Source organism: Dyadobacter sandarakinus (genome assembly GCF_016894445.1).
Classification (GTDB): Bacteria; Bacteroidota; Bacteroidia; order Cytophagales; family Spirosomataceae; genus Dyadobacter; species Dyadobacter sandarakinus.
The window spans coordinates 2,958,802-2,977,625 of the sequence record NZ_CP056775.1 but is presented as its reverse complement, the minus strand read 5'-3'; the positions used below and the strand labels follow the sequence as shown (position 1 = coordinate 2,977,625).

At 46.5% G+C, this 18,824-nt stretch carries 13 protein-coding genes; 8 read left to right on the top strand and 5 right to left on the bottom strand.

Annotated elements, in window-relative coordinates; genetic code table 11:
- The first annotated feature begins 415 nt into the window (after nucleotides 1-415).
- The 8 genes from HWI92_RS11825 (at nucleotide 416) to HWI92_RS11790 (ending at nucleotide 12,112) form a co-directional block, all read left to right on the top strand.
- Nucleotides 416-736 (top strand): DUF6660 family protein, encoded by a 321-nt coding sequence (locus tag HWI92_RS11825; protein WP_204663996.1) that lies wholly within the window; start codon nucleotides 416-418, stop codon nucleotides 734-736.
- A gap of 86 nt (nucleotides 737-822) precedes the next feature.
- Nucleotides 823-5,214 carry a CusA/CzcA family heavy metal efflux RND transporter gene (locus tag HWI92_RS11820; RefSeq protein ID WP_204663994.1) on the top strand — a complete coding sequence of 1,464 codons (4,392 nt, stop codon included), beginning with the start codon at nucleotides 823-825 and terminating at the stop codon, nucleotides 5,212-5,214.
- A gap of 37 nt (nucleotides 5,215-5,251) precedes the next feature.
- The gene (locus HWI92_RS11815; protein ID WP_204663992.1) at nucleotides 5,252-6,460 is read left to right on the top strand and encodes an efflux RND transporter periplasmic adaptor subunit; all 1,209 of its coding nucleotides are present in this window, start codon (nucleotides 5,252-5,254) and stop codon (nucleotides 6,458-6,460) included.
- A gap of 3 nt (nucleotides 6,461-6,463) precedes the next feature.
- Nucleotides 6,464-7,084: a hypothetical protein gene (locus HWI92_RS11810; RefSeq protein WP_204663990.1), complete on the top strand. Its 621-nt coding sequence runs from the start codon at nucleotides 6,464-6,466 to the stop codon at nucleotides 7,082-7,084.
- 13 nt (nucleotides 7,085-7,097) lie between these two features.
- Nucleotides 7,098-9,113, top strand: a complete 2,016-nt coding sequence (locus HWI92_RS11805) for a heavy metal translocating P-type ATPase (protein WP_204663988.1) — start codon at nucleotides 7,098-7,100, stop codon at nucleotides 9,111-9,113.
- Nucleotides 9,114-9,247: 134 nt separating this feature from the next.
- Complete coding sequence (locus HWI92_RS11800) at nucleotides 9,248-10,444, top strand: di-heme oxidoredictase family protein (RefSeq protein ID WP_204663986.1); 1,197 nt, start codon at nucleotides 9,248-9,250, stop codon at nucleotides 10,442-10,444.
- 1 nt (nucleotide 10,445) lies between these two features.
- Nucleotides 10,446-10,889 (top strand): QcrA and Rieske domain-containing protein, encoded by a 444-nt coding sequence (locus HWI92_RS11795; RefSeq protein WP_204663984.1) that lies wholly within the window; start codon nucleotides 10,446-10,448, stop codon nucleotides 10,887-10,889.
- Entirely contained in the window at nucleotides 10,886-12,112 is a 1,227-nt protein-coding gene (locus HWI92_RS11790) for a hypothetical protein (protein WP_204663982.1), read from the top strand. Before HWI92_RS11795 ends, HWI92_RS11790 begins: the two co-directional genes overlap by 4 nt.
- A 154-nt stretch (nucleotides 12,113-12,266) precedes the next feature.
- Here the strand turns inward: HWI92_RS11790 and HWI92_RS25715 are convergent, their stop codons facing one another.
- From HWI92_RS25715 to HWI92_RS11765, 5 genes are all read right to left on the bottom strand, one after another.
- Nucleotides 12,267-12,611: a four-helix bundle copper-binding protein gene (locus HWI92_RS25715; protein WP_204663980.1), complete on the bottom strand. Its 345-nt coding sequence runs from the start codon at nucleotides 12,609-12,611 to the stop codon at nucleotides 12,267-12,269.
- A 23-nt stretch (nucleotides 12,612-12,634) separates the two neighbouring features.
- A complete protein-coding gene (locus HWI92_RS11780) occupies nucleotides 12,635-13,258 on the bottom strand; it encodes a DUF305 domain-containing protein (RefSeq protein ID WP_204663978.1) in 624 nt (207 codons plus the stop codon).
- A 90-nt stretch (nucleotides 13,259-13,348) separates the two neighbouring features.
- Nucleotides 13,349-15,406 (bottom strand): heavy metal translocating P-type ATPase, encoded by a 2,058-nt coding sequence (locus tag HWI92_RS11775; protein WP_204664498.1) that lies wholly within the window; start codon nucleotides 15,404-15,406, stop codon nucleotides 13,349-13,351.
- 42 nt (nucleotides 15,407-15,448) lie between these two features.
- Nucleotides 15,449-17,743 (bottom strand): multicopper oxidase domain-containing protein, encoded by a 2,295-nt coding sequence (locus HWI92_RS11770; RefSeq protein ID WP_204663976.1) that lies wholly within the window; start codon nucleotides 17,741-17,743, stop codon nucleotides 15,449-15,451.
- Nucleotides 17,744-17,839: 96 nt separating this feature from the next.
- Nucleotides 17,840-18,700 (bottom strand): DUF3347 domain-containing protein, encoded by an 861-nt coding sequence (locus tag HWI92_RS11765; RefSeq protein ID WP_204663966.1) that lies wholly within the window; start codon nucleotides 18,698-18,700, stop codon nucleotides 17,840-17,842.
- Nucleotides 18,701-18,824: the final 124 nt, after the last annotated feature.

The window sequence follows — 18,824 nt, the reverse complement described above, 5'->3', positions numbered from 1 at the left end:
CTTACATCTGTGTGCATGTAAATTGATCCGCCGTTTTTCAAAGTCCTGTAACAGCTGCCACAGCAGTGTTTGACATTTCATGAGAGTGTTGGTTCTCAATGAGCAATAAAGTAATGCCTTATTCTCAAAATGATCGCAGCTAAAAGCAAAGAACCTACTATGCCGTAAAGGATCATCATCAAAACCGATGGTCTGGATGATTTTGAAACTTTCATAAATGAGCGGTATGGAGACTTCGCCGGTTTATTACGATTAAGTGAGTTTGGGATTACCTTTTTGCTTCTCATGTGACTCAGCAGTAGAAATTCGCCCTATTATTATAGGTGGTAGGGTGCTAGACTTACAAAGATCGCTCGAATCTTATTTTGTTTTTGCCTACCTGTTGCACTTTTAATTGAGCTAATTTTGCAGTATTATGAGATTAGCTCTTTACATATTAGCTTTTTACACGGTAGTACTTTCCTGCATTCCATGCCAGGACGAAGTATTGCGTGTCTCATATGAGCAAACTACGACTACCCTCAATACCAATGCCGATCATCAGGATCAGGGCATTGTTGACCTTTGCTCCCCATTTTGTATTTGTGCATGCTGTGCTGGCATAACGCTCCAAGATCCGGTTATGTCTTTGCCGGAAGTAGCATCTACTGCTTTTTTTAGTGACCCGGATTTTACCTACGCCGCTCGCAATGATGGCGGTGAGATGAAATCGATCTGGCAACCTCCCAGGATTTAGTGTAACCCATTATTTATGGTTTGCCTTGTTGCTGTGTCTTTTAAAGTCACGGTTATAGGCTCATTCTACACTAATTCTAAGTCCAGATGTTAGATAAGGTCATTCATTTTTCAATTCATAATAAGCTTGTTATCTGCATATTTACCCTGGCACTTATCGCCTGGGGCATTTATTCGCTGACTCAGCTGCCCATTGATGCAGTGCCGGATATTACCAATAACCAGGTACAAATCATTACAAGCAGCCCTTCCCTGGCCGCGCAGGAAGTAGAACGTTTAGTTACGTTTCCTGTTGAGACGGCCATGGCCACCATCCCGAGCACGGAGGAAATTCGCTCAATTTCAAGGTTTGGACTGTCAGTCGTAACCATCGTTTTCAAAGATAATATTGATGTTTATTGGGCGCGGCAGCAGGTCTCAGAGCGCCTGCAAAGTGCTGTGGAGCAGATACCGCCAGGCGCCGGATCGCCCGAGCTTGCGCCGGTAACAACCGGTCTTGGCGAAATATACCAGTATGTTCTGCACACCAAAAAAGGGTACGAGAAGAAGTACCCACCTATGGAGCTGCGGAGCATCCAGGACTGGATTGTCAGAAGGCAGCTTTTGGGCACCGAAGGGATTGCAGACGTAAGCAGCTTTGGCGGTTTTTTGAAGCAGTACGAGATAGCAATCGACCCTTTCAAATTAAGAAGTGCCCAGATCTCGATGGCTGAGATATTCTCGGCACTTGAACGCAACAATCAAAATACCGGCGGGGCTTACATTGACAAAAAGCCCAATGCCTATTTTATCAGAAGCGAGGGACTGATCACAAACCTGAAAGACATTGAAAGTATCCAGGTCAAAGAAACTTCAAACGGTCTTCCCATACTGATCCGCGATATCGCAACGGTGCAGTACGGCACCGCCGTGCGGTATGGCGCAATGACCCGCAACGATGAAGGCGAAGTGGTAGGCGGGCTGGTATTGATGCTTAAAGGAGCAAACGCTGCCAAGGTAATCGGCAATGTAAAGGAAAGGATAGAGCAGATCAGCAAATCGCTTCCGGAAGGCGTAGTCATCGAGCCTTTCCTGGACCGCACCAAACTGGTCAACAATGCCATTGGCACCGTTTCAAAAAACCTGATCGAAGGTGCTCTTATTGTCATTTTCGTGCTGATCCTGCTGCTAGGTAACCTTCGCGCCGGGCTTGTAGTTGCTTCGGTAATCCCGCTGGCAATGCTTTTTGCGGTCAGTATGATGAACCTTTTTGGTGTGTCAGGTAACCTGATGAGCCTGGGCGCAATTGATTTCGGCCTGATTGTCGATGGTGCCGTTATCATTGTTGAAGCCACCCTGCACCACATCATGGGAAAGAAATATACCCACCGGCTTTCCCAGCAGGAAATGGATAATGAGGTCTATGAATCCGCTTCCAAGATCAGGAACTCGGCTGCATTTGGTGAAATTATTATCCTGATTGTTTACCTGCCGATCCTTGCCCTGGTAGGCATTGAAGGAAAGATGTTCCGGCCCATGGCGCAAACCGTAAGTTTTGCCATACTCGGCGCTTTCATTCTTTCATTGACTTACGTGCCGATGGTGTCAGCTTTGTTTTTAAGCAAGCAAAATGAGCATAAGCCCAATATTTCAGACCGCATTATTGCCTTTTTTCACCGGCTCTACCTACCTGCATTAGCCTTTGCACTTCGTAGAAGGGTGATTGTGGTCGCGAGTGCTTTGACACTTTTTGGTATCAGCCTATGGATGTTTTTGAATATGGGTGGCGAGTTTATCCCACAGCTCGACGAAGGTGATTTTGCTGTCGAGATGCGAGTGCTGACGGGTAGTTCGCTATCTGAGTCCGTGGATGCCGTCCAGAAGGCGGCTGGCGTGCTGCGAAAGAATTTTCCAGATGAAGTCGTGGAAGTGGTTGGCAAGATCGGTGCTTCGGAGATCCCCACAGACCCCATGCCGGTAGAAGCCGCAGATGTAATGGTCATATTAAAAGAAAGATCCATGTGGACAAAAGCCAAAGGAAGGGAAGAGCTCGCAGAAAAAATGCAGGCCACCCTTACCCAGACCATCCCAGGCGTAACATTTGGTTTTCAACAGCCTATCCAGATGCGGTTCAATGAGCTGATCTCAGGTGTAAAACAGGATGTCGCGATCAAGATATTTGGAGAAGACCTGGATGTACTGGCCCAGCAGGCAGCCAAGATAGGCAAACTGGTTGCTTCTGTTGAAGGTGCCGAAGATTTGTATGTGGAAGAAGTAAGCGGTCTGCCACAAATCGTGGTTAATTTTGACCGTGCCCGTATGTCGCAGTTTGGCATCAGCATTGAAGATGCCAACCGCACCATTAATACGGGCTTTGCTGGAAGCAGTGCAGGCCTGGTCTATGAAGGTGAAAAGAGGTATGATTTGGTAGTCAGGCTTAAAAGCGAAAACAGGCAAGCCCTTGAAGATGTGCAAGCCTTATTTGTGACTACACCGCACGGAGAGCAAGTCCCGCTGAGCCAGATTGCTACCGTAGAGATGAAAACAGGCGCTAACCAGATCCAAAGGGAGGATGCAAAACGGCGGATAACGGTGGCATTCAATGTCCGTGGCAGGGATGTAGAAAGCATAGTAAAGGAGCTTCAAACTAAAATTGATAACCAAATTAAACTGCCTACGGGTTACTATACCACCTACGGGGGCCAGTTCCAAAACTTGCAGGAGGCCAACACCCGTTTGGGTGTTGCAGTGCCGATCGCGCTGTTGCTAATTTTTGTCCTGCTCTATTTTACATTTCACTCGCTGCGCCAAAGCCTGTTGATCCTTTCAGCGATCCCGCTTTCAGCAATTGGCGGTATCATTGCCCTTTCACTACGGGGAATGCCTTTCAGTATTTCAGCTGGCATCGGCTTTATCGCCCTTTTTGGCGTGGCCGTATTAAATGGCATTGTGCTGATCGCAGAATTTAATTCTCTTCGTAAAGACGGAATGACCGACTTAAGGCAGGTAATTTTTCAAGGAACTGAGACCCGTCTTCGCCCGGTATTGATGACTGCTCTGGTGGCATCACTTGGATTTTTACCAATGGCCCTATCTAACAGCTCAGGGGCGGAAGTGCAACGGCCACTGGCGACCGTGGTAATCGGGGGCCTCGTGTCGGCAACACTTTTGACGCTGCTGGTACTTCCTGTACTCTACCTGATCGTCGAGAAGCGTTTCGGTGGTGCTGCCATTAAACAGACCGGGGCACTTCTGGTTGTTTTTGCGGCATTTACCTTTTCCGCCCCAGCAGCCCAAGCACAGGATTCCACACTTGCGAGCAGGAAAATTTCACTGGAAACAGCCATTAAAGAAGCAACCGACAAAAACCTGGAAGTAAAGGCGAGTATTTACCAAATCGATTACCAACGTTCATTGGTTGGTACTTCTGTCGAAATTGCAAAAACGGATATTTCCTGGATGGGCGGGCAATACAATAGCAACAGGTTTGATAACCAGTTCAATATTTCCCAAAGTTTGCCCCACCCGAAGGTCGGCAACAAAAGAAAGGCACTATTGTCCGCTCAGATCAACGGTGTACAAGCCAGGCTTGAAGTGACTAAGGCCGAGTTAATCCGGCAAATCAAAAGCAATTATTATCAGCAGGTACGCTTCAAACAGCAGCAACAGTTGCTGATTGCCGAGGGCCTGCGGGCAGACCGGTTTGTCAAGGCCGCAGCTCTGCGTTTCAAGACCGGCGAAACAAGCCAGCTTGAATATTCGGTGGCCGAAAGTGAGCAGGGGGAAATCCAGGCACAGATTATTCGAAACCGGGGTAATTTGTTAGTCTTACAACGGCAACTGCAGACGCTTGTCAATGGCACGGGGTTGGTGGAAGCCAAGACAGACACGCTGGCAAGACGTGAGTTTGGTCAGATACTGACAGATACATCGGGTATTAGTTTAAATCCCTATTTGCAGTATCTAAGCCAACAAGTTGCCATCGAAAAACAGGCAACAGCCGTTGCGCGTACCAGTCTGCTACCTGATTTCAGCATAGGATACTTCAACCAGTCTTTAATTGGGGGACAAAATATCAACGGGACCGAAGTTTTTTATGGGGCTGGAAAGCGTTTCCAGGGTTTTCAGCTTGGCGTGTCAATCCCCGTGTTTAACGGTGCCTCCAGAGCACGCATTAAAGCCTCGGAGCTCAATGAAAAGGTGGCGCAGAACCAAGTGGATCTTGCCAGGTTGCAGCTACAAGGCAGTTTTCAGCAGGCAGTTCATACCTACCAGAGCGCGAGCCAGAGCCTGGCTTTATATGAGCAAAAAACACTGGTTTTGGCCGGTGTCATTGCAAGCAATGCCACAAAGGCTTATGAAGCAGGCGAAATTGGCTATGTTGAATTCTCGCAGGCACTCACAAGGGCTTTAAACATCAGGTCTACTTACCTGGACTTACTTGACAGTTATAACCAGTCGGTCATAGAAATTGAATTTCTGCTCGCTGGGCGGCAATGACTCTTTTAAATTATCAATCATTACAATGATCCATACAATGAAAAACATATTAATTGTCTTGTTTCTTCTGACAGGGATTTGGGCCTGTGGTAAGAAACAGGAGGAAAAGCAGCAGGAGGCAGAGACAGCCCATCAGGACGAAGAGCACCATGAGGGCGAAGGCAATGTGGTCGAGCTCACAAAAGCACAGTATGAGACGGCAGGTGTTGAGCTGGGCACAGCCAGCACCCGTAATTTGAGCGCTGTTGTCACGGCTAATGGTGTGATCGATATCCCACCCCAAAATCTTGTGAGCATATCAGCACCATTGGGCGGATTTGTAAGAAAAACTGAGCTGTTACAGGGTATGCACGTCAGGAAAGGCCAGGTGCTGGCCACAATCGAAAACCCTGACTTTATTCAAATCCAGCAAGACTTTTTGGAAACGGAAAGTAAACTCGAATATGCGCAGCAAGAGTACAGCCGTCAGCTGGAATTGAGCAAGGAAAATATCAACGCTCAGAAAGTATTGCAGCAAGCAACATCGGAGGTAAAGACCCAGAAAGCACGACTGGCGGGCCTAAAAGAAAGGCTTGTTACGGCAGGTATAAACCTGAGTACTTTACAGAAAGGCACCATTGTCAATAGCGCGACAATACATTCCCCTATTAGCGGATCTGTCACGACTGTGAATGTGAACCTTGGTAAGTATGTAAACCCGACCGATGTCATGTTTGAAATCGTTGACACCGACCATTTGCACGTGGAGCTTTCCATTTTTGAGCAGGATATCCCTAAAATCAAGTTGGGCCAGCTGGTGCGCTTTACGGTTAGTAACAACCCTGGCAAAGAGTACCTGGCAAAAGTTTACCTGATCAACCAGAAAATCAATGAAGACCGAACCGTGCGTGTGCATTGCCACCTTGAAAAAGACGAGCCAGGCTTGTTGCCGCAAAACTTTGTGAAGGCAGTGATTGAGATAGGAGCAAATCCAGTGCTTGCCCTTCCTGATCAAGCCATTGTTGATTTTGAAGGTGCATCCTATGTTTTCATACAGCGCCCGGAAGCCGCTGGCACTGATAGTACTTCCAAGGAATCTGAGGGAACGACTTTTGAAATGATCCAGGTGACCAAGGGCGTATCAGAAAACGGGTATACCCAGATCAAATCCCCGCAGGGCTTTGAGAGCCAGAAGATTGTGCTTAAGGGAGCCTATGCGCTGCTGTCAACACTTAAAAATTCTGAGGAAGAAGAAGGAGGCCACTAACCTATGAACCAGATCATTCTTGGCAGTATAGCACTTAGCCTGATACATGCGCTGATCCCCAGCCATTGGCTCCCTTTTGTGACCATTGGCAGGTCTATGGGGTGGAACAAAAGGCAGGTTTTAAATACGACCTTTTTGGCCGGGGCGGCGCATACATTAAGTACGACCATCTTTGGTTTGATGGTCAGCTTTGCAGGCTTTCAGCTTTCAGAGAACCAAAGCGTTATTGCAAGCAAAATTGTACCCTTGTTTTTACTGCTCTTGGGAACTTGGTTTATCATGCAGCATTACCGGCAACAGGCACATAGCCATATCGATGAAAAGTTATTGAAATATGGCAGCCACCGCAGGATACTTCTGTCACTGATGCTGATGATGTTCTTGTCACCCTGTTTTGAGATCAATGCCTATTTCTTAAACGCGGGGGCAATTGGATGGTATGCGGTTTTGACAATTGTGTTGATCTACAATGTGCTGACCCTGTCAGGTATGATGCTGATGGTGAGTCTGGGAAGCAAAGGGATTAAAAGTATCAATATACACTGGTTAGAACACTACGAGCAGCTCATCACCGGGCTGACTCTCATTGGCCTGGCCATATTAAACTTTATTGTAGAAATCTAAAAGGGACTATATCATGGAAAAAAGCCAAAACAAGGAGCCTGAAAAGCAGGAGCCAATTGATACAGAATTAGCAAAAAAACAACAACACGAAGGCCATGATCATGCAGAAGGGGAAGATGATGATGACCACGACCACAGTGAAGGCGACGGGCACGATCATAGCGGTCAAGGGGGTAGCGAGAGCCTGATTAAAAGCCGCTGGGCATTATGGCTGAGCCTTGTAATCCTGCTTGGTTTTTTGCTGGTAAGCAAAGTGCTCGAAATCCCGGTGGCAAAGCCCGTCGAGATTGGGTTAATGGTGGCTGCCTATGTGCTGGCAGGCTACAAAACAATTCAAATTGCGTTCAGAAGGGTCAAGCGCGCAGATTTTTTCAACGAATTCACCTTGATGACAACTGCCACGCTTGGGGCGTTCTATATTGGCGAGTTTGCCGAAGGCGTTGCTGTGATGATCTTTTACGAGCTGGGCGAGCTCTTTCAGGATCTGGCTGTTAACCGATCCAAACGTTCTATCAAAGCATTGCTGGACGTTCGTCCCGATAAGGTGACAGTCAAGAGAAGCGAGGGCAATAAAGTCATTAACCCATCTGATGCTGCCATAGGCGATATCATCATGGTCAAGCCAGGTGAGAAAGTTGCCCTTGACAGTGAATTGCTGACGGAATCGGCCAGTTTCAATACTGCTGCGCTGACGGGCGAGTCCAAGCCGGATACCAAAGAAAAGGGAAGCGCAGTGCTAGCCGGGATGATCAACCTGGACAGGCCGATCGAACTAAAAGTGACAACTGCTTTTAAGGATTCGAAGCTTTCCAGGATACTGGAAATGGTGCAGGATGCTACGGCCAGAAAAGCGCCGACACAGCTTTTTATCAGCAAGTTTGCTAAAATTTATACGCCAATTGTTTTCTTTTTGGCGCTGGCCATTACGGTGCTTCCCTACTTTTTTGTAGATGACTATGTGTTCAATCAATGGCTTTACCGAGGTATGGTGTTCCTGGTTATTTCCTGTCCATGCGCGCTGACGATTTCTATTCCCCTGGGCTATTTTGGCGGCATCGGCCTGGCTTCCCGGAATGGAATTTTGTTTAAAGGCTCCAATTTCCTGGATGTGATGACCAAGGTGGACACCATTGTCATGGACAAGACGGGTACACTTACCAAAGGGGTATTCAAAGTACAGCAGGTTGTTAGTGATATGGACAAGGAAGAATTCCTAAGATTGACCGCATCATTGGAGAATGTATCCACGCACCCGGTGGCAAGGGCGGTTATCGAGTACCAGCAAAGTAAAAAATTGGAAGATCCTACCGATGTAGAAGAGATAGCTGGGCATGGCTTAAAGGGCAAGGTTGCAGGTAGGGAGCTGCTAGCCGGTAATCTGAAATTACTAGATAAATTCTCAATCTCTTACCCTGATGATATCAAGCAGATTCAGGAGACAATCGTCGTTGTAGCAGTTGACGGCAAATATTCTGGCTACATCACCATTGCCGATGAAATCAAGGAAGATGCCGCGCAGGCCATCAAGGATATGCATGCCTTGGGCATCAAGACGGTAATGCTTTCTGGCGACAAGAATGCTGTTGCCCAGAAAGTGGCCAAAGAACTGGGCATCGATGAAGCATATGGGGATTTGTTGCCGGAAGGCAAGGTTGAGAAAGTACAGGCCTTCAAAGATGCGGGCAAACGCTTGGCCTTTGTCGGGGACGGAGTCAATGATGCCCCCGTTGTCGCCCTTGCCGATGCGGGCATTGCCATGGGCGGGCTGGGATCTGATGCGACTATTGAAACAGCGGATGTGGTTATCCAGAATGATCAGCCATCCAGGATTGTTTCTGCCATCCGGGCTGGTAAGATCACGCGCTCTATTGTTTGGCAAAACATTATCCTTGCTATGTCTGTAAAGGCAATCGTCCTGCTTTTAGGTGCAGGCGGGATCGCAACTTTGTGGGAGGCTGTTTTCGCTGATGTTGGCGTAGCGCTACTGGCGATCTTAAATGCTTTCCGCATTCAAAGAAAAAATATCTAACCTACTCTGATGCAATAGCAAACCTCCGGGCTCCATCCGGAGGTTTTTTTATGCCAAATATTTGCATTGTAAAAATTTAAACTACCTTTATAAAAAATTTAGGCTTATCTAAAACTTTGTTAAGAATAATCTAAATGAATAGACGGTTACTTATTTTCACAATCATTCTCGAAGCCATCTTGATCGTATCGTGTGAGCGTATCACGCCAAGTGTACCAGCTGACGACCAGATCCTGGACGGCCCGATTGATGGGCTTTCATCAGCGGAAAAGACCCGGTTTTTAGCAGGCGATGCGGCTTTCAACGATGAAATTTTTACCAGGGAGACCGGTTTAGGTTCTGTCTTTGTAGCCACAAGCTGTGGAAGCTGCCATGCAGGTGATGGAAAGGGTACATTGTTTACGACCCTGACCAGGTTCGGGCAAACGGATGAAACAGGCAATAAATTCCTGCATTTGGGAGGGCCGCAACTTCAAAACAGGGCAATCCCTGGCTATACCCCTGAGTCGATCCCAGCCGGGGCTACTTTTTCCAGATTTACGCCTCCTTCTAATACAGGACTTGGGTTTATTGAGCTGGTTTCCGATGAAGATATTTTGGCGATGGCCGATCCGTCTGACATAGATAAAGATGGGATATCAGGCGTGCCTAATTATAGTACCCTGCCATCATTTATAAATGCCTTGCCCAATGCAGTCCCCAAGAATGGCAAATACATCCATCGTTTCGGCAAGAAAGCAGCGGCTTATAGTCTGCTTCACCAGACCGTAAATGCATACAGCCAGGATATTGGGATCAGCTCTGCTTTTGCACCCAATGATGTCTACTCAGGCCAAGAAATAGATCCCGAAATTTCAAACCTGACGATTAACAATGTGGTCTTTTATTTACAAACCTTAAAAGCGCCTATCCAAAGGGACCAAAACGACACGCAGGTACAGCAGGGAAAGCAAACGTTTATAGACCTGGGTTGCCAGGGTTGCCACAAGCAAACCCTAAAAACGGGGCTTTCCCCGATAGCAGCCCTTTCCAATAAAGCCTTTCATCCCTATACCGATCTGCTACTTCATGATATGGGCAGCGGACTCGATGATGGTTATACTGAAGGGAGCGCAAAAACCGCCGAATGGAGAACGCCACCACTTTGGGGGCTTGGTCTGTCGCCTAACTCGCAAGGTGGGCAGTACTTTCTGATGCACGATGGCAGGGCAAGAAGTATCGAGCAGGCTATCGAAATGCATGGTGGGGAAGCGGGTGCGAGCCGGGACCGTTTCAAAAAGCTGGCTCAGGGTGAGCAGGCAGATCTTATCAAATTTTTAAAATCCCTGTAAAATGGACAGAAAGCAATTCATTACGGCCTGCGGAATTTCATGCCTTGGAATCTCAACCGCAACTTTTTCCCTAACCGGATGCGCCAGCGTCTATTCGGTGCAAGGCGCCGTTTCGGACAAGACCATTTCTTTTCCCAAGGATTCATTTATTCAAACAAAAAAGTCAGGTGAGAAACTAGCACGTCAGGTTGTGGTTGTCAATGTGGAAAACCTGAAATTTCCTGTGGCCGTTTATGACGACGGTAATGACAAATACACCGCAGTTTGGCTCAAATGCAGCCATCAAGGTAATGAAGTCAGCGTGCACGGTGACTCGCTTTCATGCTCTGCACATGGCAGTGAGTACGACCGCAGTGGAAAGGTGACTAAGGGTCCTGCAAAAGAGGATTTAAGAAAATTCAGCGTCCGTAGTGATGAAAACTCGATCTACATTCTATTGGCATGAAGAAACATCTATTTTCCCTTTATCTGATCTTTATTTGCCAGGTCGTTTACGGGCAGACCGATACCAGTTTTTTCTTTACCCGCGTCAAGCAGGATTCCAGCAAGCTAAAACTGAATATGGACGCGGTCTATAACCGGCCGTTCTTACAAATGGGAAAGTTGCCCGTTTCGCTAGGCGGGTACCTGGAAGCCAACAGTAGCTATTTCAGCACAGATGGGGTAAGTGATGGCCTTTCTTTCCAATTGCCACGGCTTACGATGTTCATGTCCGCAAGTATCCGGCAGCGCATCAAGTTTATGACTGAAATTGAATTTGAGGAAGGAGGCCGAGAAATCAATATCGAATTTGCTGCCTTAGACCTGGAATTTAACCCGCTATTTAACCTGCGGGGCGGGGTGATCATGAACCCGATCGGCTCTTTCAACCAAAACCATGACGGCCCCAAATGGGAATTTGTAAGCCGACCGGTCTCATCGACAACCATCATTCCCAGTACGTGGAGCAATGTGGGCTTTGGGGTTTTTGGCAAGTATTCAAGAAAGAACTGGGTTTGGGCTTATGAGGCCTATCTATCCAACGGGTTTGATGACAACATTATCAACAATAATCAGAACCGGACTTGGTTTCCGGCCAGTAAGGCCAATGGGGATCGGTTCGAAGAAAGCTTTAATGGAGTTCCATTGAAGACCATCAAAATGGCTTTGAAACATAGGAAGATCGCGGAGATTGGGATATCGTGGATGGGAGGAGTCTATAACAAGTTCAAAGATGACGGAATTATCCTTGACAAGAAAAGGCACCTTAACTTTATTGCCTTAGATATCAATTCGACAATTCTGAAAGACACCTACCTGAACGGTGAATGGGTTTGGGCATATGTCGATGTTCCCGATACTTACATCCAGCAATTTGGCAACCGTCAGCAAGGTGGGTTTCTGGATATCGTCCAGCCAATAAAAAAAGGTAAAATGCTGGGCTGGTCTGAAAGTGTGCTCAATATTGCCCTGCGCCTGGAATATGCAGATTACAACGTAGGAAATTTTCAGGAGCTTGGGCTCAGAATAGCTGATCACATGTATGCACTGGTTCCGGCTATCAGTTTCAGGCCATCGGCGCAAACAGTTATCCGGGCAAATTACCGGTATGAACGGCATACAGATTTATTAAGAAATCCGGCCTCGCAGACTGCCGGATTTCAATTTGGATTCTCAACGTATTTTTAAATCAATTAATGAGACATAATTGCTGATTGGCCTTTTTAGCAACCAGTAATTTCATAAGTACCATGAATTATTATTAACATTCAATTACTCAACTATCGGCTCTGGTTACTTTAGTCAGATCGCATAGTTGTTTTAGTAGCTACGAACCAGGGTTTCAGACCGGAGTAGCCATTTCTTCACAAACCTGAGCACACTTGCGGCAAGCTTCTGCACACTGGCGGCAGTGATCCATGCCCATTTCCGCATGTTTTTCGCATTCTTCTGCACAAGCATTGCAGGCATCTGCACATACACGGCATAGGTGCGCACTAAAACTGCTGCCAAGGCTCATTACTTCGGCTGCACCACGGCAGATAGCGGCGCACTCTAAATCAAGTTGGATGCACTTTGCCATATGTCCTACGTGCTCTTCTTTCAAACATTCAGTTGCACAGTGGCTACAAGCGATAGCGCATGCCACACAAGCATCGATACATTCTTTAAATTGTTGATGTGCCATAATAATTAAGGTTAGATTCGTGGTTAATTATTTCTATTAGTCAGCAGCCAAGTCTGGAAATCGGCTATTTCTTTGTTCTGCTCTTCAATGATCATGGAAGACATTTCTTTCAAGCCAGCATCTTTCCCCATTAATAAGTGCATCTGTGCCATTTCGGTAGCACTTTTGTGATGTTCGATCATTAAGGTTGCAAAGTCCTGGTCTATATTCCCATTGATGATTTGAAGGTCCGATTGCTTGCCCATGCGGTTCATTCCTTCCATCATTTTCATATGAAAGTCCATGTTCATGGTAGTGGGCTTAGCGTTTGCAAGGAAAGAATCAAATTCTGATATTTCTTTCTGCTGGGCATCAATGATTGCCTGGGCTTTTGCCTTCATTTCGCTATTGCTCCCGGACTTCAATTCCAGCTCTGCCATGTCGATAGCACCCATGTGATGCATTCTCATCATACTTGCATAATCGATATCGGGATCTTGCGTCACTTTCATGGTATGCATCTCATCCATCATCTGATGCATAAGTATCATCATTTGATTTTCGTCATGGGCCTGAATGGAAATTTGATTGTTATCGTCATCATCCGAACAGGCAGTCGAAAAGGCTATCATTGCAGCGAGTCCTAAAATTTTGTACGTTGGTTTCATGTGTTTGCTATTTAAATAAGTGGTTTATTTTGTTGAAATTCAGTGGGATGTACTTAAAATTTTTATGCCATTATGTATTAAAAACTTTCCTTAATTCACTTTAAGCAGTTTTGCATTAATGGCCACGACAATGGTGGATGCACTCATTAAGACCGCACCCATTGCCGGGCTTAACATGAAGGATGGGTATAAAACACCGGCAGCCAATGGAATGGCTATTACGTTGTAGCCAATGGCCCAAGCTAGGTTCTGCACCATTTTTCTGTATGTCGCCCTGCCAAAGGTGATCATTTGCACTACGTCCATGGGGTCACTATTGACCAGGATGATATCAGCTGTTTCAGCGGCTACATCGGTTCCCGAGCCAACGGCAATGCCTACATCCGCCTGAGCTAGCGCAGGGGCATCGTTTACACCATCCCCTGTCATGGCCACAATCTCGCCTTTGTTTTGAAAATCTTTGACTTTGTCCTGCTTTTGATGTGGCAGCACACCTGCCAGATAACCGTCCATGTCCAGCTTTTTGCAGACCGCTTCGGCAATCTTCTCATTGTCGCCAGTCAATAGGAATGATTTGATGTTCATCTTTTTCAATTCAGCAATAGCCTGGGCCGCATTCTCCCGGATGCTGTCTGCAAAGGTGATCAGACCAACCAGCTTGCCATCAACAAGTACGAAATTCAACGTGTCGGTGGCCTGATCAACCTGGTCTGGAATGGCAGGTATTGGTTTACTTTCATGCTTGAAATAATTAGGTCCGGCTGCTACCACTTCCTTTCCATTTACGATGCCGGTCACGCCAATGCCCTGCATGTACTTGAAATCGGTAGACCCCCAGAGTTCAAGCTTTTTTTCTTTCAATTTCCTGATCACCCCGTGGGCAATGTGGTGTTCAGAATTTTGTTGTACCGCTGCGGCATACTGCAAAATCTGGTCTGATGATAGCTGATCATCAACTGGTATAATCTGTTGAATTTCATGAGAGCCTTTGGTAAGTGTGCCCGTTTTATCGAAGATGATTGTTGTTAATTTACGGGCATTCTCAAAGGCCGTGCGGTTGCGGATCAAAAGGCCATGTGTTGCCGACAAGGTTGTTGAAATAGCGATTACAAGGGGAATGGCCACGCCTAATGCATGCGGGCAGGAAGTTACCATCACAGTAACCATTCTTTCCAGGGCAAATGCAAGATCCTGACCGCCGGTATACCAGACAATGAAAGTAACGATACCAACTGTAATTGAAACCAATGTTAGCCAGCCAGCCACCCGGTCTGCCAGATTCTGTGTATTTGATTTAGCACCCTGGGCAGTTTTGACCATATTGATCACCTTTTGCAGGTAACTATCATTGCCTGCACCGGTGACCTGGACTTTTATTACACCGTCACCATTGATAGCGCCGGCAATCACTTTACTGTCCTTCTGCTTTTGAACAGGCACACTTTCGCCGGTGAGCATGCTTTCGTTCACAAAAGAGATGCCATCAATGACCAATCCGTCAGCAGCTACCTTTTCTCCTGGTTTGACAAGTAACGAGTCCCCGGTGCGAAGGTCTTTTAAAGGGATATCAGTTACCTGGTTGTCCTTTTCTACATGGACAACTGAGGGCAGCAAGGCTACCAGGGATTCCAAGGCTTTTGAAGCAGCCATCTGGGATTTCATTTCCAGCCAATGCCCAATGAGCATAATATCAATCAGGGTTGCAAGCTCCCAAAAGAAGTCCATGCCTTCCAGTCCAAACACGACGGCCGAGCTATATAAGTAGGCCGTCGTGATGGCAACCGCTACCAGCGTCATCATGCCTAAGGTTTTACTTTTCAGCTCCCTGACAAGACCGGTTAAAAATGGCCACCCTCCATAGAAGTAGATTATGGTGCCAAGGGCCAGAAGCACATATTTGTCACCAGAGAATGTCCAGTTAAAACCCGCCCACTGCTGGATCATGTGGGACAGCAACAGGATCGGGATGGTGATGACCATACAAATCCAGAAGCGTTTTAAGAAATCTTCAGTATGGTGCCCTGCATGTTTGTCATGGCCGCCATGGTCATCGGCATGCCCATGATGATGCTCATGAGCTTCTTTCATTGCATGCACATCTTCCGGTTTGTTTTCCGGGTGATGGCCGTGGTGATGTTGGTTTTCCATTGTCACTGGTTTTATATGGTGCCTAAGTAATCACATCTACTATCAGTAATTTAAAGTCAATCCAACCCCAAATCCCATATCGCTGTCATAGTGCGCCGTGGCGCCAACATATCTGGTAAAAATGTACCGGAGTGCGGCCATGTATTCCTTATCGGTGTTGACCATTAGGTTCATTCTCAGACGTTTGGAAACAGGTATATCCATTCGTTCCAACTGAAAACGAAGATTGCCATCTGTAAAGATTTCGGCTTGTGCTGTCACGAGCATGGGCAAAACATAGTTGACACCAGCGCTAAACACGGATCTTTGGTCCTTGGTGTTGCGCTGGCCAAAAAGGTTGGTTTCTACTTCGTCCATTCCCATTTTGCGGTATCGCCAGTCAAAACCGATAAAAGGCATCAGCCACTGCATTTTGCCAATGTAGCGGCCTAAATGCGTTTCAACCTCATAACCGTGGTGGTCATTATAGCCTAGCCTCCATTCAGAACCAATACTCCACCGGGTGCTTTGCAGCATGGCTTCACCATCGTTTCCGTTAGTAGCAATATCATTCTCGGCCATAAAATGGAACGCGCGGTCGTCGGCAAACAACTTACGCTGAGCTAAACGTGGATTAGGTATTTCCGGGTTAGGCGGGGAATTCTCATAGGAGAAAATTGCGCCCATACCACTCATCATATGGTAAAGGATATGGCAGTGAAAAAACCAGTCACCACTTTCGGTTGCGGCAAATTCCAGCGTGTCGGTTTCCATGGGCATGATGTCAATGATGTTTTTCATTGGTGCATTAATCCCCTTGCCATTTAGTACCCTGAAATCATGGCCATGAAGGTGCATCGGGTGCCGCATCATCGAATTGTTGTAAATGATCATGCGGACGTTTTCCCCTTTTTTAATCAGGATCTTATCGCGTTCAGAAACTACTTTGTTGTCCATGCTCCAAACGTACCGGTTCATGTTGCCAGTCAATTCAAAGCGAAGCTCTTTCACTGGTGCGTTTTTTGGCAAAGAGGTGTTACCGGGTGATTTGAGCATGGCATAGTTCAGGGTAGTAATCGATGACAATGCATTGCTGTTGTACATATTATGACCGGCATGCTCATTTCCACCACCCTTCTTTTCATTCATTTTCATCTCACCCATATCCATCGACTTGCCTGCGTCCTTCTTCTTACTTTTTAAACCCCCGGTAATTTCCGGGTACATCACCACGTTCATATCCATCTGGTTCAGGCTCATATTCATGCCCATGTCGTCCAAATCACCATTCATTTTCATCATGCCATTCATCATCTTCATGCCCTCAAAGTATTTAAGCCTGGGCAGCGGTGACGCTAGTTGTCTTACTCCTTTACCCAGGTACAGGGAAGTAGATTTGGTCCGGTCTTCTGACGTAGCAAGGAACTCATAGGCAGTTGGGGCAGATCCAGCTTTAACAGCTGGAATGGTAACGATCACATCGTAGGTTTCCGAAACGGCTATAATCAGCCGGTCTACTTCTACCGGCTCAACATCATTGCCATCATTTGCGACGACAGTCATCTTACCACCTGCGTAGGTAAGCCAGAAATAAGTAGAAGCACCACCGTTAGAGATCCTTAAACGTACCTTGTCGCCTGGCTTGAATTGAGAAAGCTGGCTTTCATTTTTCCCATTAATAAGAAACCGGTCATAGTACACATCACTGACGTCCATGGCAGTCATCCGCTTGAATTCATTCCCTACTTTGGTCTTAAAGTAGCCCTGACTAATTGCTTCTGAGTAGCTTTGGGTCGCGCCCTTTTTGATGGCAAACCAGTCATTGGCATTATGCAACATCCGGTGGACATTTTTGGGGTTCATATCTGTCCACTCGCTTAGTATGATAGGCACCGTGGGGATAGTTGGCTCTTTTTTCTTGTTCAGGATCATCGATCCATACATGCCTATCTGCTCCTGTAACTCGGTATGGCTATGGTACCAGTGCGTGCCATTCTGAATAATAGGGAACCGGTATAAGTGCGTTGTATGAGGCTTAATAGGCATCTGTGTCAGATTGGGTACCCCATCATACTTATTGGGCAAGAACAGTCCATGCCAGTGCAGGGATGTTTCTTCGTCCAGCTCATTGTGCACATATATTTCGGCAGTGTCCCCTTCTGTAAAAGTCAGGGTAGGCATGGGAATTTGCCCGTTAACTGCAATTGCGCGTTTGGGTGTCCCTGTAAAATTTACTGTTGTGTCTTTGACGTATAGGTCATACCGTACGATCTTTTGGCCGTAAATGTGATCAGAAAATAATAACAGAAAGAAAGCAGGGCAAATGGCTTTCAGTACAGGGATCTTAAGAAAATCCATTGTGTGATTTTAGTTAAATGAAATGAGAATGCTGTCCTGAACCACACGACTGCCAGTCGCTGTTAGTATATTGATGTACGCCCAGGACAGCAATAACTATTTAAGTGTTTCAGTGGTTTTGCCGCAGTTTAGCATTTGGGCACCATAGTAGGGGTTCTTGATTTCCGACACCTGACTGAGCCAGTTAGCACCTTTTCCCTCTTTGGCCATCGGGCAATGTTGATAATAGACCGCTTGTGCAGGTTTTGCAGACTTGATGAGTTTATACATGTTCTCGGAAAGAGAAGAGAAATGATCTCTTTGGTGAGATAGATCTTTGGTTTCTTCAATATGTTCGGCATCAAAGTTCAGGTCTTTCATCACCTTCATCCAGACCATGTGCTGCTCACTGCCCAGCTCGTCCATTTTAACTGTTTTGAGCGCCTTTACAAGGCTTGTTGCTATTGCAGAAGTGGCATTTCCGTCAGAACTGACCAAAGCATCCTTTACGGCATAGTAAGCATCCAAAACTGGTTTCAACGGGTCTGCGTCAGCCGAAGCAGGCTTCGTAGCTGTTTCCATTGAAGCTGCACCATGCTCATGCACAGTTGTTTTCTTTTCAGCCACCAGCTGATTTTTCCCAATGCGCTCATAACGGCAGCATTCTTCCAGTTTGGCATATGCATCATCGGGTGCTAGATAGGCTTTGTTATCGTAGCCTGCTAGCGCAATCTTTTTCAGGATTGCATCCAAGGAAGTTTTTTTGCTGTCGTAAGTGACAGCGGCAACCTTCGTTTCTTTATCCCAGTCTGCTTTCGAAATGTTCTTCTCAAATGCAGCGGCTTCAATCCCTTGTTTGCACTGGGCGCATTTTCCGGCTACTTCTACATTCTCTGTGGTGACATTTTTGATTTCTGCATAGGACAGAGTAGTGGACAGCAATAGCAGGATTGCCATCAATATCTTCATTGATTTCATCGGAATGGAATTTGGATTTAAAATAAGTTTTTTGTCCGAAGTGAAAAGAGCTCCGGAGGGACGTACCTGTGGCTACAGGGGACTTATCAACCTATATTGGGGGGCATCCACAGTGCAAGGTACA